Raw genomic sequence first — 15,621 nt, forward strand, 5'->3', positions numbered from 1 at the left:
CCAACGCCTATATGTCTGGCTTACCTTCGGGCGACTTTACAACAGACGGCAATCGGAATGCCTTTGGTAATTTCCTACGGCAGGCCGCTTCGGCGATCCAGAAAGACAAGCCCTCATCGGCGATCAAAAAGCTCGAGAAAGCGATTGAACGTACGGACGGCTGTGCTTTGAACGGAACGCCCGATACACATAACAAGCGCGACTGGATCACCAGTTGCGACGCGCAGGCCGTCGTTCATGCCTGTCTCACGGAAGCCTTAGAGGCCCTTCAGAATGATACAGCCGGAACCGGTCAGGGGCATTCCAAGAAAGAGAAAAAAGCTAAAAAGGATAAAAAGGTCAAGAACTAGCCGGCCACTGTCAGCCAATGTATTGATGATCTGACGCCTGATAATTGCGGCGAGTAACCGTAATTATCAGGCGAAGGGTTTTTTGTATTTTGCGATCAATCGAAGAATTTTTCAGCACCAATCGTATGCGCTTTGACTTGAAGTAACGGCTTTTCTTAGGATGGTGCGAGGCTATTCGCTTGCCATTTTCATCGTTCCCTTAGCCTCCTGAGTAGAGATAAGTGAGCGGCCTATTTTGGGCGTTATAAGCCGCACGTCTAATGTACGCTCTGCCCCTACAGCGGATGTGCTGCGGATGTCTTGAGAACGTCCTCAGCGGGAGCAGAACGAGAAGCTTTAAGTGGAAACTGAACCGGGCTTTTGATGCTCGGTTCAACGTGAAACTTTTACCGTTTCAGTTTGAGGTCCGGTGTCCCCGGGCCATATCGAGGTGACAAGCGGGTGACAGCGGACCTCTTGTAAAACGGTGACAACCAGTCCTGATTGCAGTCGATCAGGTCCAAGGGCCTGTTTTATATATCGAAAATTGTGAGGGAACTGGTGGTGGGGGTAGTCATTGGCGAACCAGTCTCGGGCCAAATTCCCTGATATACAGGGAATTTACAGGGAAAATGCGCGACTTTGGTTCTTCATGCGCTCCAAGTGACGTCGACAGCCCGGATAAATGTACGTTTTTGTGTTTAATTCCCTAAAAATTTAACAGGGAATTATTAGGAGATTACTTCGGTTTTTTTGCGCAGATCAGGGATAGCTAATAGGTCGGTCGAATGTTGTCGGATTAGCGTTGTTTTTCAGTCTTTATTGGCAATGGCGTCAATCCAATACCTTGATCGGTCAATGAAAGTCCCGACTCGGAAACAATGCTTTTGCTTGATCTCTCGGATGCCTCCCTCCGCCTGCCGCATAATAGGCAGTGACCGTTTTTGGCCCGCCTCGCGCTTCGTCGAACTTGCGCTCCTCTCGCTCCTGCCGTGTCTCTGCTTTCGGATTATCCAGCGCATGACGCTTCGTCCCTCCGCTCCGCGCGGACTCCTTTGCGGGAATAGGCCGTTTGGCTTCGTCGGCGTTGCCCTCGGTCGGAGCAATCCCGTCGCGGCTGCCTTGATAGCCAAGCGAGTTGAGCAAGTGGGACATGTCTTCAATTCGTTCCGCGATGACATGATGGACAATGCCTTCGCGTTGTAGCTTGCCGCTTATCCGCAAGAGCCGTCCGGCCATGACCGGACCTCTATTCTTCTGAAACAGCTTGTTCCAGACGACGACATTTACTGCGCCTGTTTCATCTTCCAAAGTGATGAAGACGACCCCGCTGGCCGCGCCGGGTTTCTGGCGCGTGACGACTAGGCCGGACACAGTAATGCGCCGTCCATTCGGGGCGTCTCGTAAGTCGGACGATTTGAGTGTCCTGCCTAGTGCGTCATTTAGAAATCGCATCGGATGATCCCGCAATGTCAGGCGGGTTGCCAAATAGTCTTCATAGACTTCTTCAGACGCTCGCATCAGCGGCAGGTTGATAACTTCGTCTTCTATGCCTTCACCGTGGTCTGCGAAGAGGGGTAATGGGTTATCACCACCCAGCCCTTTGACCGCCCAAAGCGCTTCCCTGCGGTTTAAGCCGGAACGATGGAATGCGTCGGCTTCCGACAGTTTCGATAGAGCGCGTTTCGATAACCCCGCCTTCCGCCACACAGCGTCCACAGAGCGGTAGCCATTGCCCCGGGCTAAGGCGACCCAGTTGCCATCTTCTTGGCGTAGCCCCTTGATTAACCTGAACCCCAAGCGAACAGCCAAATGGCCATCCCGACCCGGCTCTAGTATATTGTCCCAATAGCTGTTTTCGACACAGATGGGACGGACTTCAACATTATGGCGTCTCGCGTCTTGGACGATCTGCGCCGGGGCATAAAATCCCATCGGTTGGGAGTTGAGCAGGGCGCAACAGAACACATCGGGATGGTGGCACTTGAGCCAACAGGACGCATAGACGAGTAGGGCAAAGCTCGCAGAATGGCTCTCTGGAAAGCCGTAACCTGAGAAGCCTTCCAACTGACTGAACACCGCTTCCGCAAAGTCTTTCTTGTAGCCCTTGGATAGACAGCCGGAAATAAAACGGTCCTTAAAATCGGTGATTTTACCGGGCGAACGAAACGCTCCCAACGCACGGCGAAGCTGATCGGCTTCGGACGGCGTGAAACCCGCCGCGACCACGGCAATTTGCATCGCCTGTTCCTGAAACAGGGGAACGCCCAAAGTTTTTTCCAATACAGGGACAAGTTCCTTGGACGGGTAGTGGACAGGCTCATCGCCGCGTCGCCGTTTCAAATAGGGGTGGATCATGTCCCCTTGAATAGGTCCGGGCCGCACAATGGCGACTTCCACGACCAAATCATAGAAGGTTCGCGGACGCATACGCGGGAGGAAATTCATCTGCGCACGGGATTCAATCTGAAATACGCCGAGCGTGTCCGCCTGACAAATCATGTCATAGGTCGCTTTGTCCTCCGCCGGGATATTGGCGATGGTGTGATGCAGCCCTTTCCAATCAGAGAGCAACCGGAATGACTTGCGAATAGCGGTCAACATGCCGAGCGCCAGCACGTCTATTTTGAGCATGCCGATGACGTCGATGTCGTCTTTGTCCCACTCGATAATCGTCCGGTCCGCCATCGCCGCGTTTTCGACCGGACACATTTCGTCCAAGCGGTCCTGCGTGATGACGAAGCCGCCAACATGCTGCGACAAGTGACGGGGAAAGCCCGTGATTTCAGCGGCCAGTTCCAAAGTCAGTTTGAAGCGGCGATCCATCTGATTGAAGCCCAGAGCGTCCGCGTCGGTTTCCTTGACGCCTTTGTTGGATGACCCCCAAATCGTGCCCGACAGACGCGCGATGGCGTCTTGGCTTAGCCCCATTGCTTTACCGACCTGACGAATGGCCGAGCGTGATCGGAAGTGGATAACCGTGGAGCAAATGCCCGCGCGGTGACGGCCATACTTGCTATAGAGATATTGGATCACTTCTTCGCGGCGTTCATGTTCAAAATCGACATCAATGTCGGGCGGTTCGTCTCGCGCCTCTGAGACAAAACGTTCAAACACCATCGAGATGGTTTCAGGCGAGGCTTCGGTAATGCCGAGGGCGTAGCAAACGACAGAGTTCGCTGCCGATCCGCGTCCTTGGCAGAGAATGCCTTTGGACCGTGCAAACCGCACCACGTCTTCAACCGTCAGAAAGTAAGCGGCGTAGTTTTTCTTCGCGATGAGGGCGAGTTCTTTGGCCACGAGCTGTTGGTTCTTCAGGCTAACCCCTTCGGGATAGCGCCAGCGTAACCCTTCGTCCGTCAAGCGGGTCAGACGATCTTGCGGTTCTTCGCCGTTCATCACTTCATCAGGATATTGATAGGCGAGTTCTTTGAGTGAAAAACGGGACATGTCCGCAACCTTGGCTGCCGCGACTAACGCGTCTTCATATCCGGCGAAGACGCGTTTCAACTCAAACGGTGACCGTAGTCGGCGTTCCGCATTTAACTGCGCGCGACGGCCTAATTGGTCGATGGTGCAGGTCTCGCGGATGCAAGACAGAATATCTGCCAAGGGGCGACGGTTAGCGCGGTGCATCATGACATTGCCGAGGGCGCACAGCGGCAACGCGTGTTGGTCTGATAGCTCACGGATGGCGGCAAACCGTGTCGCGTCCTGCCCATCAAAATGCGGGGCGAGGCCGAGATGGAAGTCCGGGAGGTCAGACAGTTCTGCGATGTGGTCTAGATGGCTGTCCGCGTCACGCATGACCCAAATGATTTTATCTTGCCATTCGATGAGGTCTTCAATGCCGAGGTCGCATTGGCCTTTTTTAGTCGCCCGCTTTCCTTTGGTCAGAAGGCGGCAGAGGTTGGCGTAGCCCTGTTTTGTCTTTGGGTAGGCAAGTAGCGTTATACCTTCACGGGTCACAATTCGCGTCGCAATGATAAAACGAATAGAGTGGGCTTCAGCCAGTTCCAGTGCCGCTTCGAAGCCACGGACGACGCCTGCAAATGTGTTCACGTCCGCAATGGCGATGGATGACAGGCCAAGCTCGACGGCACGTTCAACCAGTTCACGCGGATGGCTCGCCCCTGTCAGGAAGGTGAAATTGCTAATCGTGTCGAGCTCTGTTCTCACCTTACGCGAAAACCCCTGCGACTGACCATTCGTGATCATCGATCATAGGTAATCTTCGAAGCCAGAGTTTTGGGCCTTCTTCCGTCGTCACCGTGTAATAGTCAGACAGCCGCCCCGGATTTTCCGCCCACCATTGAGGCGCGACACGTTCAGGCCCTTCGATCTCCCGCGTCCGGTAAGCCTGCCGCCGCCATTCAAACCGTGCAGGCGGACGCCCTTCCTCAAGTATATGAAGGTGTTCAGGCTTAAGTATCTGCAAAGGGCGATGATGCCGTGGCGACGGCCACACATATGCGGTCTTATTGTCCGCAATCTGTTCAGACACGCATTCCCATTCCGCCCGATGCGAGAATGACGGGGCCGGACGCCGGATACGATCAAAGCCAAGACGGTTGCCCACAACTGTGATCAGCCGCTCCATTGAGTCCTCAATGACGGCTTCTGTGCCCAGATGGATTTGGCGTGTCTGGATCGGCTGCACGCCTGTTGCTTCAAGTCGAAAGCGGTCCGCGCCAAAGGCAAGGGACAGCGTTTCGATCTTCGGGCGCATTTGCCTGACAAGGGCGCGGATTTCCCGCGTCGGGCGCGAAAAGCCAACTTGTAACCTGTGCGCGCCTTTATCGGGGCACGTGACCGCCAGCGTGAAGCCAAGCGCCCCGAGCCCGTCTTTTTCAAGCCGTGTCATCAAGGGCGCGGCGATCCGCTCCAAAACGGACAGCACATCATCAATCAAGCCAATCGGGTCTGGCAAAGTCATACGCGTCGCAAAAGGCCGCGTTGGCGTTTCCGCCCGCATAGGTTCAGGGCGTCTGCCAATTAGGCGGTCAATGGCGTCCGTCAGGCGAAGTCCGAAACGCTTGGCCAGTTCTGCGCTCGGTCTTCGGCGTAGTGCGCCAACCGTTCTCAGTCCCAAAAGATGCAGGGCTTCCGTCGCGTCTGTTTCTAGCGCCTCCACAGGCAACGCATCGCAAGCGGTGATCGCCTCTCCAACTGGCAGAATGGATTGGAACGGATGGTTGGGTGGACGGTATTGCGCCCATGCCCGCGCCGCCATCGGCGTGTCCGCTAGGGCGTAGCGAGCCGTGACGTGGAGGTCGGTCAGGCTGTTATGTATCGCCGTCGTCAGTTCAGCTTCGCCGCCATAGAGGTGGGCGATCCCAGACACATCGAGAATAAGCGCATCCGGTTGGACGATTTCAACTTTGGGACTAAATTGGTCGGCCCAGCGTCTCAGCGCGGACAGCAGCAGCGAGTCGCGAACCGCATTCTGCGGCTCACTCAAAAGGTCGGGACATATCGCGCGGGCGTCAGCCAGACTTTGGTCCGGCAATAATCCGGCGTCTCTCGCCTGTCGGTTGACCACGAGAATCCGATGCGCGCCTTTTTGTTCATGGGTCACAACAAAAGGCCCCTCAAGGCGAAGGTCTTGCGCCCGCTGGAGACGATCCAAGGGGAGGCAGGGAAACCACAGATGAAGAATGCGTCGTTGGTTCATGGAACGGGGTAGCGGTCTTTGTGACGAGGCGAGAAAGCGGAAGGGGTTCTAACAACTGACCCTTCGGACCGGCCCGAATGCGCCATTGCCCCACGGGTCCGGTCTTGTTCTTTACGACCTCCCAATCCCATCCGTTTGGGACAGGGTTGCAGTCCCAGCGTGTCTGACAGGCCGAACTTCGCGCCTGTCTGGAAATCAGGATAATGCCGAGGCTTCCGCCCTGTTCAGCCGCGATTTGCAGCGAGCGGCTTTCCGATAGGGTCGGGCCTTGGTCGATCTGGACTAAGACAATGGCCTGCGCCTTCGCCGCCAGAGCCTGCTCCGCCGTCCACAGAATGTCGTCGCGTCGTCCCGCCTCGATCATCGTGACAGAGGCTGGCGGAACATAGGCGCCTAAGCCTTCAGGGCGCAGCGCGTGAACATCGCGGCCCGTGCCGATGATGACCACGGGATGCGCGCTTGAGACCGCCTTTGCTTGCTTCGCAACGGTCAGACCAAAATGAAGCGCTCCACGTCCAACAACTTCGTGAACCCGTTGCCACTGCAAGCTGGGAAGGCCAGCGGCGATACTGAGCACATCGCTGGATCGGAATGCGTCTTGTTGATCGGCTAGATGAACCTGACGCCGTAAGCCCGCTGGAAGTGAGTGGAGAACCTGCAAAGACGGACGCTTGCCAGCGGGCGATGCAAACACGCGGCCAGCGCCATCATCAAATGCAATGCCTCCAGCCATGTGTCACTCCCAAGAACAATAAGACCAAGGGTAGCCCACTGCATGTTCTTATATTGTTCTCATCTTAACTGGGGAGTCAATACACTAGGAACATTGTCCTATTCACAACTTGTCTGACGCCGGCGTTTTCGAGGGTATTGTCATGGGAACCTCTTATTAAATTGATGTGATAGGGTTGTTTCATGGCCCAGAATCCGTTTCGCCACTTCAAAACGCCTCGCGAGATCATCCAACCTGCCATGATGATGCATGGTTGCCTTTCGCTCTCGCTTCGTAACGTCGAAGGTCCGCTCCATGAGCGCGGGATAGATATCTGCTACAAGAATGTCCGGCTTTGGGTAGACCGTTTTGGCCCGGCCTTCACCGATCAGGTCCAATCGCTACGCTCAGCTTATCTTTGCCAGCAAAGCCATTGGCAATGGCACCTCGGTTGAGGCCTTTGTGAAGATCTACGGAACTCAGCATTACCTATGGCGGGCCGTCGATCATCAAGGCGAGGTTTTGGAGTGTTACGTCTTTGGGCAGAGTCGTCAGAACACAGAGAATTACGCAAACAATCGCGTAGTGTCTGACGTCAGAGCCTATGAGACAGATTTGAGTCTGGGCTAAGCGAGAGTTTTTGTTCATCTTCATCCTTATGGAGTGAAGCATGAGACAGACTAAAACGACGTCCGGAGAGCGGGAAGCGGACGTACATCATCACGGCCAGTTGGATGACTTCGCGAGACGTCTTGAAGTATCGAAACGGATTTTGGATCATGCGGCCAACTTAGCACATAGACTCAAGCAAGTGTTCCGCTGAAAATGCCATCCAGCATCCTCTTTCCGTCTGCGGCCACGGCTATTATGAAATCAAAGTGCCGTTTTGTCTCGGCGTCAAAACTCTCGGCATTTTGACTCGCGATAATTTCAGAAAATGCCGACATAGTCCGGAGCGGGCCAGCAATGTCATGGGAGATGGCTGAAAGATACTCTTGATATTCCGCCCGCACAAAAGCCAGTTCTCGTTCTACAAGGTGAAGTTTTTGCTCAGACGTCATAATTCTCTCATCGGCTAGGCCGAGAGCACGCATGAACCCAAATGTTTTCTTATTGCTTACGATACGCTGGGTTTTGCAGTTGTATCCGTGTGAAAGTGACTATCACGGGCATGGTCAGCTTTGAAGGATACAGCCCCCTTCTGACGGGGCCCAGGTTTTATAGGGCAATCTGCTGACGCCATTCATATTCACGATGACGTCGCCGAGATGCCATCTTCATGGCATGTTATGAGGAAGTAAAACTTTCTCGCACCCATTTTGTGATGGCATGCTCTGGCAAGGCGCCCGATTTTTGCGAAACGAGCTTTCCTCCGTTAAAGAAAAATAACGCGGGAATACCTCGTACATTCAGACGCGCTGATCCCTGTGGGTGCTCTTCTGAATTGAGTTTGAAAAACCGAATATCGCCGTCAAATTTTTTAGCCGACTCGGCATAGCTGGGCGCCATCATTCGGCACGGCTCACACCACGGCGCCCAAACATCCAATACATAAGCCCCTTGGTCACGGGATTGGAGTTTCGCAAATATCTTATCGGAAATATCAACAGGCCGGGGCTCTCCCAAGACAGATTTGCATTTTGCGCATTTGCCGTCCGACAATTTACGGTCCGTCGGCATGCGGTTTATTGTTGCACACTGCGAGCACACAATGAGCCTTGTATCCTTAGCCATAACCATCGCTTTCTAAGAGTTCTGATCGGATACAAGGCGCAACTGTCGCTTTAGAGCCTCGACCTCATTCATGAGTTCAAATACCAAAATAGCGCCGGCAGGGTTCAACCGTAAGTCCTGTTCTAATCGTACCACTTTTTGAAAATGAATAAGATGCATCTCAGAAAATCGCCAATGCTGTTCATCGTCTCCGCACACCTCAAAAAAACCCTCTTGAACATACTCTGTGATTTGCACCACTGACAGACCAGAGCTTTTACTCAAGTCTGCGAGGGTCAGATCTACTTCGCTATCTCGATCGGTTTCACTCATTCCAGTCTTCTTTCTCGCGCATGTTTACCCCTATCTCTATTAGCGACTGGTCGCCAAATTGTCTCTGGGATTGAAGTCAAAAACGGTCGCCATATTCTTATAAATCTCTTTTTGGGCCTCCGTGTCAGCCGGTGGATTAACGACATTGAGGATGACGTATAAGTGCCCGGGCGTTTTCGAAGGCAAGCCCCGTCCTTTAAGGCGTAGCTTTTTTCCAGACTGTGAGTTCTTAGGTATCTTCATGCCCACATCGCCGGTGAGGGTCGGCACAGTCACCTGCCCGCCTAACGCCGCTTCCCAAGGCGTAATCGGAAGGGTCAGAAGGATGTCTTTGCCATCTGTTTGATACAGCGGATGCGGCGCAAAACCAATTTCCAGATAGAGGTCACCGGGTCCACCCTCTCCGACCCCCGGCATGCCTTTCCCTTTTAAGCGAATATGCTTGCCTTGTTGTATGCCCTTGGGAATTTTCACCCGAAGCGTTCGCTCTTTCAGGTAAGTGTGTCCATCAGGCTCAAGTTCGGGCGATTTCATCACAATAGATTTTTGATTCCCCTTAAACGAGTCCTCTAAATCAATGATGATGCGCGCATGATGGTCTTGCCCTTTTTCATTATATTGGCGGGCATAAGGATGCTGCGGCCGCTGCGCACCCCCACCAAATAAGCTCTCAAAGAAGGCTGAAAAGTCCTGCTCTTGGTTGCCTTCGGTTTGACCCGAAAACTCAAAGCCCGCGTCCCAATTGGGAGGGGCACGAAACGGCTGCCCGCCCTGATTCCCTTTGCCGATTTGGTCGTAAGCCGTCCGTTTTTCAACATCGCTTAAGACGTCATTCGCCTCACCAATTTCTTTGAACTTGTCTTCGGCCCCGGCGTCTTTATTCACATCTGGATGATATTTCCGAGCCAGTTTCCGATAGGCTCTTTTAATATCATCCTGCGTGGCCGTTTTATCAACGCCGAGAACTTTGTAATAATCTTTATATTCCACGGACTTTATACCACGTCGACTTGAGACGCCCGATGGGCGAAGAGAACAATCACTTACTCAGCCTCAAGCGCAGCAATTGCGTTTTCTATTTCTTGAAGCTTGTCACCGTTAAATGAACTGGTCATGCCGTCATCTGAGGCCATTTCCAGTTCCTTTTCGTTATAAGCCCACCGATGTAAAAGCTCTATCTTCGTGCGCTTGCTAAGCGTGGAGTCTATGAGTTCAGACACTGTTTCATAAACATCCGGTGGATCAATCATGGCCTCTTTAAGGTTGAGGTTAGCCTCACGTGAGCTTTCATAGCGAGCCGTGAGCTGCGCAACGCGGTCAATATAGGCTTTTGCCTCATCTTCGCCTGAAAAGATTTTTCCTGATGTATAATAAGCCCCCCGATCAGACCTGACGATATGCGCTCCATTGTAGAGCCCGTCCTGCGCGTTCTGGAGACGCCCGAGATAAACGTCATCAAGCTCAGATTGAACATCCGGCAAACCGTGAATGTGGACGTCATGTGCCGAATGTTTGGACAGAATTTTTATCGCCATTTGCTCATCATCAAGCGTGAATGTTCGCACCCATAATAGCAATCCGCCATGCTGAAGCTGCTCAGAAATATAATTAGAATGATGGTGGTCTATGGAGCGAGACAGGATGGATCCAATGGCTGTGCCAACACCGCCACCAATGGCGGCCGCCGTTAAAACGGCCGCTAAAGCTCCACCGGAAATCACGATGGGGACGAGACCGATCATCGCGCCGACATATAAAAAACCGCTAATGACGGCGCCTTTCGCATCCCCTATATCTTCTTTAGCAATATAGGACACGCGCGGAGTCTCTGCATTGTCTTCAAGGTGGGACACCTTATCAAACACGCCGCGCATTTTATCCTCGATGGCCTCAACGGACGCTAAAACACTAATTTCTGCGCGGTCAAAACCCTGCGATAGAAGATCATCGATGGCCTCCTGTAGAGATTTTTCTGTATCGAAAAACCCAACCGCCTCACGGACACCCTTGATAGTTTCAGAGGTGTTATCAGCCTCAGATATTCCTGTCATAAATAACCTCCTTCTTAGTCAAACGCACTCTGACAAAGTTACATCGCGAAATAATGACGTCCATCACAAAACCTCCTATCTTATCGTGTAGTCGCACCGTCACCTCAGCAATTACGATAGGAAATTGATATGGTGACCTCCCCTCATTTACATAGCCAAACTGAATGGCTTGAAGCCCGCCTTGATGAGATAGATGATTCAATCGCTCACTTTGAGACGAGCGTTAAATACGTCACGTCTAACACGCGTTCAAAAGCCGATGCTGCCATGGAAGACATGCGGCAGAGGCGGGATTCCTTCAAACAGTGGGTCGATCAAAAAGAAGATCAGGGCGAGCAAACTTGGCTGGCCAACAAGACCAAATTTGAAAAGGAATGGGATTTTTTTGAAGAGAGTGTTGAGACCTTTCTTGAGGCAACCCAAGATAAGGCGAAAGCCTCCGCCGATATATTCAAGGCTCGGGCCGCGTCCCAAAAACTAGCTTGGGATAAAACCGTTGGACGGCTCAAAAAATCCGCCGATAAGTTTAATGATCGACGTAAGGCGGACGTCGATAAGGCCACGGCCACATTGAAAGCGGAAACTGACAAGGCCGGTGATACGCTCAAAGGCATCAATGCCGCTGGACATGAAAGCTGGCCTGCCTTGCGCAAAGCTTTGTCAAAATCCCGTAACGCGTTCGATGACGCACTTGCGGACACAAAGGCGGCTTTCAAACGCGCCGAAAAGGACTGAATTATGACCTTACACATTGGGGATACCGCTCCTAATTTTTCAGTGGGGTCAACCCAAGGACAAATAAACCTACATGACTGGGCGGAAGACTCTTGGGTGTTTTTTTCAGTCACCCTGCTGACTTCACGCCTGTCTGCACAACCGAAATGGGGCGCACAGCGCAACTCTCAGGCGCGTTCAAAGCCCGCAATACCAAGCCGCTCGGTCTCTCCACGGATACAGTTGCAGAGCACATGTCCTGGATCAAAGATGTCAATGAAACGCAGAATACGGATTTGCAGTTTCCGATCTTGGCGGATGCTGATCTCGAGATTTCGCGACTGTATGACATGATCCACCCTTCGGAAAGCACGACCGAAGCCGTGCGGTCCGTATTCATTATCGATCCTCTCAAAAAGATTCGATTGATGCTGACTTATCCGATGAATGTCGGACGTAATTTCGATGAGATTCTCCGCGTGATTGATGCGCTTCAACTAGCCGACGCGCAGTCCATCGCAACGCCTGCGGATTGGCAAGTAGGTGACCCCGTCATTATTCCACCGTCTATTAATAATGAAAAAGCCAAATCTTTATTTCCGCAAGGGTGGACCGAAGTGCGCCCTTATCTTCGCCTGACCGATATCGCTTAGGCGAAAACCTTGAAAAGAGACTGTTATGACGATTAATGTTGGAACAATAGACCGCCTCGCGCGGGCCGTGATTGGCCTCGCATGTATTGCCCTTGTCTTCATTGGCCCGTTTGCCACCGCCGGATGGCCCCGTTATGTGCTCGGTGTTGTTGGAGCCATCATGCTCCTGACCGCCGCTATAAAATTCTGTCCGCTCTACCGGGCGCTTGGCCTAAGTACTGGCTCGCCAAAAAGCTAAATGAATTGTGGGTAATAATTGGCTAGGGGAAACCTGATAGTCTCTACGCAGAGAAGGCTGTCCGTCTGACAGGCCTTCTCTGTGTGAACATCTATGCTTGCGTTTCGAGGGAAGTCGCTGGCTCCGCGTCAGGGTTCAGTCCTAGCCCATCGATACGACCGCATTTCCCTCTGGCAACGGTTTGCGAGGGTTATGAAATCGCAAATAATTTATTTGGCATTTGCGGCATGCTATGGAGCATCCTGTATTTATGGACGAATTTTTTAAATCCATTCTTAAGGTTAGAGAGTTCTTTTTTGGGCATTGTCAGCGGAACACGTGCTTGAATCTATGTGCTAAGTTGGCCGCATGATCCAAAATCCGTTTCGATACTTCAAGACGTCTCGCGAAGTCATCCAACTGGCCGTGATGATGTATGTCCGCTTCCCGCTCTCGTTCCGTAATGTGGAAGACCTACTGCATGAGCGCGGGATAGACGTCTGCCACGAGAGCATCCGTCTCTGGGTCGACCGGTTTGGCCCTGTCTTCGCAAAGGAGATCCGGTCTAAGCGCTCAGCTTACCTTCGCCGTCATACCCAATGGCAGTGGCATCTTGATGAGGTGTTCGTGAAGATCAACGGGGTCCAGCTTTATCTCTGGCGGGCTGTGGGTCATAAAGGCGAAGTCCTGGAGTGTTTTGTCACCAAGAAGCGCGATAAACTCGCGGCGTTACGGTTCTTGAAGAAAGCCATGAAACGCTACGGTCCGCCTCAAACTATCGTCACAGACAGGCTCCGCTATTACGGCGCTGCCATGCGCGATGTTGGCAACCCAGAACGACAGAACACGGATCAATATGCCAATAATCGCGCCGAGAATTCCCATCTCCCGTTTCGACGAAGAGAGCGCGGCATGACGCGCTTCAGGAGACCCGCGACGCTCCAGAAATTCACTTCAACCCACGCCTCAGTCTACAATCACTTCAACCATCAGCGACATCTTGAAAGCCGGGCCCGTTTCAAAACCATGCGGGATGTGTCGCTCATGGAGTGGCGGCAGTTGGTCGTGGCCTAAGACCTGACGTCTCGTGAAAATCCGGGCTCATCCAATTTAAGCTGACAATGCCACCTAAACAGATCATCGCAATGCTGAGATAAGCCGAGGTTCGGCAGGCTCAAGGCGAGATGGCAGGGACCATCTGTCGAACACTAGAGGTTTCAGAACAAAGCTACTGTCTGACGTCTTGAATTAACGGAACGGGTTGTGGCTCATGATTGAAACCTAACACATTTCAGCCGACGAGACAGTTTCCCCTGACAATACCATAGATCATTTTGACCGCGTCAGAAGCGGCATTTTGTGTAAGGTTAAGCTCCAAGCGTCTAAGGTTAGACACCAGGGCTAATAGAAAAAGAGATTCCCATGCGCCGCACTATCATCATCATTGCATCGTTATTTGCGGCAGCCTGCGCCACGCAGTCTGGGTCTCTCATGACAGCAGAGGAGGTTGTTGCATCCGCGCAAGACGGCGTCACCTTCGTCCAAAATGAGTATGTGGAAAGCAGAATGGACCAAAACCCAGATCTTTTGCTGCTGGACGTCAGAACCGAAGCCGAATTCAAGGCGGGGCACATTCCCGGCGCCCAGTGGGTTCCCCGCGGGAAAGTCGAATTTCATTTAGCCCAAAGCGTTCGCGACGCCGATGCTGAAATCATCGTCTATTGCCGGACCGGCAGCCGCGCCGCTCTGGTGAAGAAAGCATTGGACTCGCAAGGCTATAAGAATGTGTCCGCACACCGGGGATTTGAAACCTGGTCGGAGGCCGGTAAATCAGTCGTTGTCGAATAAGAGGTTAAGTGGGATCCCAAATGTGCGCTCAGAAACGTTTAAGCTGACAATGCCCTAAATCTCGCTCACGCATGCGCGAGCGCGAAGTCCAGAGCTGCGCACACGGCGGTTACTTGCGCGTCGTTGCATACTGCAGATGTGGCGCGCGGGCTGTCCGGATAGACCTCGGTGGTTGTTGTAAACCGCGCGCCGGTCATGGAGGCGCACATAGCGTATTTGGCTTGCGGATATTCGATCACTCCGTGCGCGACGACAGGCGCGCCTATGATTTTTCTATCATCATCCGGCGGGGCGATATGAGTGACCTGTTCGACGGCTTTAATAATAGCTGTTTGGAAGGCAGGCTGTGAATTTCCACTGTCATCAACCAGATAGAAACCATCGGGAATAGCGCCCGGAACAAAATCTTCGCCGTCACGCGCAGCTAAAGCCGGGCGAAACTCGCTCTCGTCGCTGTCGGTCGTTTCATGGAGGTCGATATGCAGTAAGAACGATCCGGCTTGTGCCGCCACCAGCTCCATGAGTGCCGCGCATTCGATGGCTGGGCTGTCGGGATAGAAGCTGCGATTAGGGTCGATTGCATCATAACTCCAGCGATTGACCCGCTCGTAAGCCCATGGGCTGACACAAGGGACTACTAAAAGGTTTGCCTTGCCTGCATATTCGGCAGCGCGGGTTTCCAAGAATTGAAGCGCGCCCATCACTCCGCTTGTTTCATATCCGTGGACGCCGCCCGTTATCAGAGCCGTCGGCAAATTCTGGTCGGGTATGCCGTTACGCAAGGCGTAGAGGGTATAGGCCTCGCCAGCGTAATTGAGCTGGCCATAGGTACGGATTTCGAACCGGTCAGCCAAGGCCATAATACGGGGCAATACATCGTCCCCGTAAAGGCGCTGCTGAGATTGACTTGCTCGCCACTGGTTACGCTCGTTCTCGGTCCAGGCTTTCCCGGACAGGCCGATTGGATAGAATGAATTGCTAGTCATATTGCTCTCATTACTGGGGTAACACGAGGCGCCGCAGAAGCCACCGATCCGCATGATCGAATTGAGGACGACAAATGTCTGTATTTTTAAAGGGTCTAAATCAGGCAATCTTTAGTTCAAAGAGGCATTTACCTTCGAAAAACGACTTCTGTCCTTGCCGAACCCGTTTCAACGCCATGCGAGCTGCGTCACTCATCGAGTGGCGGCAGCTGTTAGGGGCAGGTCAACATTTCCAAACATCTCGCGAGATCATCCAGATAGCCGTGATGATCTCTGTTTGGATTTCTGTTGGAGCAAAGATAAGGCAAGACACTTTCTGCAAAGTTCAAATGCGACAGTTCCGGTTGAGCCCCATAGGGGCTGACCGAAGAGTCAGAGCCCCGACCATGGG

At 52.8% G+C, this 15,621-nt stretch carries 15 protein-coding genes and 3 pseudogenes; 8 read left to right on the forward strand and 10 right to left on the reverse strand.

What is annotated here, in order from left to right:
- A pseudogene (locus tag IE105_RS14800) lies at nt 1–350 on the forward strand (hypothetical protein); the annotation flags it as partial.
- 834 nt (nt 351–1,184) lie between these two features.
- Here IE105_RS14800 and IE105_RS14805 read toward each other — a convergent pair.
- From IE105_RS14805 to IE105_RS14815, 3 genes are read right to left on the reverse strand one after another with little or no spacing between them, the layout of a single operon-like run.
- Nucleotides 1,185–4,508 carry an error-prone DNA polymerase gene (locus IE105_RS14805; protein ID WP_233354202.1) on the reverse strand — a complete coding sequence of 1,108 codons (3,324 nt, stop codon included), beginning with the start codon at nt 4,506–4,508 and terminating at the stop codon, nt 1,185–1,187.
- A 1-nt stretch (nt 4,509) separates the two neighbouring features.
- Nucleotides 4,510–5,907: a Y-family DNA polymerase gene (locus tag IE105_RS14810; protein ID WP_189499670.1), complete on the reverse strand. Its 1,398-nt coding sequence runs from the start codon at nt 5,905–5,907 to the stop codon at nt 4,510–4,512.
- A gap of 13 nt (nt 5,908–5,920) precedes the next feature.
- Nucleotides 5,921–6,736, reverse strand: a complete 816-nt coding sequence (locus IE105_RS14815) for an ImuA family protein (RefSeq protein ID WP_189499671.1) — start codon at nt 6,734–6,736, stop codon at nt 5,921–5,923.
- Nucleotides 6,737–6,918: 182 nt separating this feature from the next.
- Between IE105_RS14815 and IE105_RS14820 the strand changes: the two genes are divergently transcribed.
- A complete protein-coding gene (locus IE105_RS14820; RefSeq protein ID WP_189499683.1) occupies nt 6,919–7,170 on the forward strand; it encodes a hypothetical protein in 252 nt (83 codons plus the stop codon).
- A 7-nt stretch (nt 7,171–7,177) separates the two neighbouring features.
- Nucleotides 7,178–7,345, forward strand: coding sequence for a DDE-type integrase/transposase/recombinase (locus IE105_RS15745; RefSeq protein ID WP_373299113.1), 168 nt, complete (start codon nt 7,178–7,180; stop codon nt 7,343–7,345).
- A 58-nt stretch (nt 7,346–7,403) separates the two neighbouring features.
- Here the strand turns inward: IE105_RS15745 and IE105_RS15750 are convergent.
- The 6 genes and pseudogenes from IE105_RS15750 to IE105_RS14850 form a co-directional block, all read right to left on the reverse strand.
- Nucleotides 7,404–7,496: pseudogene (locus IE105_RS15750) on the reverse strand (IS6 family transposase); the annotation flags it as partial.
- Between the two features lie 22 nt (nt 7,497–7,518).
- Complete coding sequence (locus IE105_RS14830) at nt 7,519–7,776, reverse strand: hypothetical protein (protein WP_189499673.1); 258 nt, start codon at nt 7,774–7,776, stop codon at nt 7,519–7,521.
- A gap of 226 nt (nt 7,777–8,002) precedes the next feature.
- Nucleotides 8,003–8,455 carry a thioredoxin family protein gene (locus IE105_RS14835; RefSeq protein ID WP_308429123.1) on the reverse strand — a complete coding sequence of 151 codons (453 nt, stop codon included), beginning with the start codon at nt 8,453–8,455 and terminating at the stop codon, nt 8,003–8,005.
- A gap of 6 nt (nt 8,456–8,461) precedes the next feature.
- Nucleotides 8,462–8,761 (reverse strand): chaperone modulator CbpM, encoded by a 300-nt coding sequence (locus IE105_RS14840; RefSeq protein WP_189499675.1) that lies wholly within the window; start codon nt 8,759–8,761, stop codon nt 8,462–8,464.
- A 39-nt stretch (nt 8,762–8,800) separates the two neighbouring features.
- Nucleotides 8,801–9,751: a DnaJ C-terminal domain-containing protein gene (locus IE105_RS14845; RefSeq protein ID WP_189499676.1), complete on the reverse strand. Its 951-nt coding sequence runs from the start codon at nt 9,749–9,751 to the stop codon at nt 8,801–8,803.
- 53 nt (nt 9,752–9,804) lie between these two features.
- Complete coding sequence (locus tag IE105_RS14850; protein ID WP_189499677.1) at nt 9,805–10,812, reverse strand: hypothetical protein; 1,008 nt, start codon at nt 10,810–10,812, stop codon at nt 9,805–9,807.
- Between the two features lie 129 nt (nt 10,813–10,941).
- On the opposite strand from IE105_RS14850, the gene IE105_RS14855 reads away from it, so the two are divergent.
- The 5 genes and pseudogenes from IE105_RS14855 (at nt 10,942) to IE105_RS14875 (ending at nt 14,244) form a co-directional block, all read left to right on the forward strand.
- Nucleotides 10,942–11,547 carry a sll1863 family stress response protein gene (locus IE105_RS14855; protein ID WP_189499678.1) on the forward strand — a complete coding sequence of 202 codons (606 nt, stop codon included), beginning with the start codon at nt 10,942–10,944 and terminating at the stop codon, nt 11,545–11,547.
- A gap of 3 nt (nt 11,548–11,550) precedes the next feature.
- A pseudogene (locus IE105_RS14860) lies at nt 11,551–12,179 on the forward strand (peroxiredoxin).
- A 25-nt stretch (nt 12,180–12,204) separates the two neighbouring features.
- Nucleotides 12,205–12,417: a YgaP family membrane protein gene (locus IE105_RS14865; protein ID WP_189499679.1), complete on the forward strand. Its 213-nt coding sequence runs from the start codon at nt 12,205–12,207 to the stop codon at nt 12,415–12,417.
- A gap of 348 nt (nt 12,418–12,765) precedes the next feature.
- A complete protein-coding gene (locus IE105_RS14870; RefSeq protein ID WP_189499680.1) occupies nt 12,766–13,470 on the forward strand; it encodes an IS6 family transposase in 705 nt (234 codons plus the stop codon).
- A gap of 348 nt (nt 13,471–13,818) precedes the next feature.
- Nucleotides 13,819–14,244 (forward strand): rhodanese-like domain-containing protein, encoded by a 426-nt coding sequence (locus tag IE105_RS14875; RefSeq protein WP_189499681.1) that lies wholly within the window; start codon nt 13,819–13,821, stop codon nt 14,242–14,244.
- A gap of 65 nt (nt 14,245–14,309) precedes the next feature.
- Here IE105_RS14875 and IE105_RS14880 read toward each other — a convergent pair whose 3' ends face one another.
- Nucleotides 14,310–15,230, reverse strand: coding sequence for a M14 family metallopeptidase (locus IE105_RS14880; RefSeq protein ID WP_189499682.1), 921 nt, complete (start codon nt 15,228–15,230; stop codon nt 14,310–14,312).
- Nucleotides 15,231–15,621 lie beyond the last annotated feature (391 nt).

The sequence above is a fragment of the Algimonas arctica genome (genome assembly GCF_014652695.1).
Classification (GTDB): domain Bacteria; phylum Pseudomonadota; class Alphaproteobacteria; order Caulobacterales; family Maricaulaceae; genus Litorimonas; species Litorimonas arctica.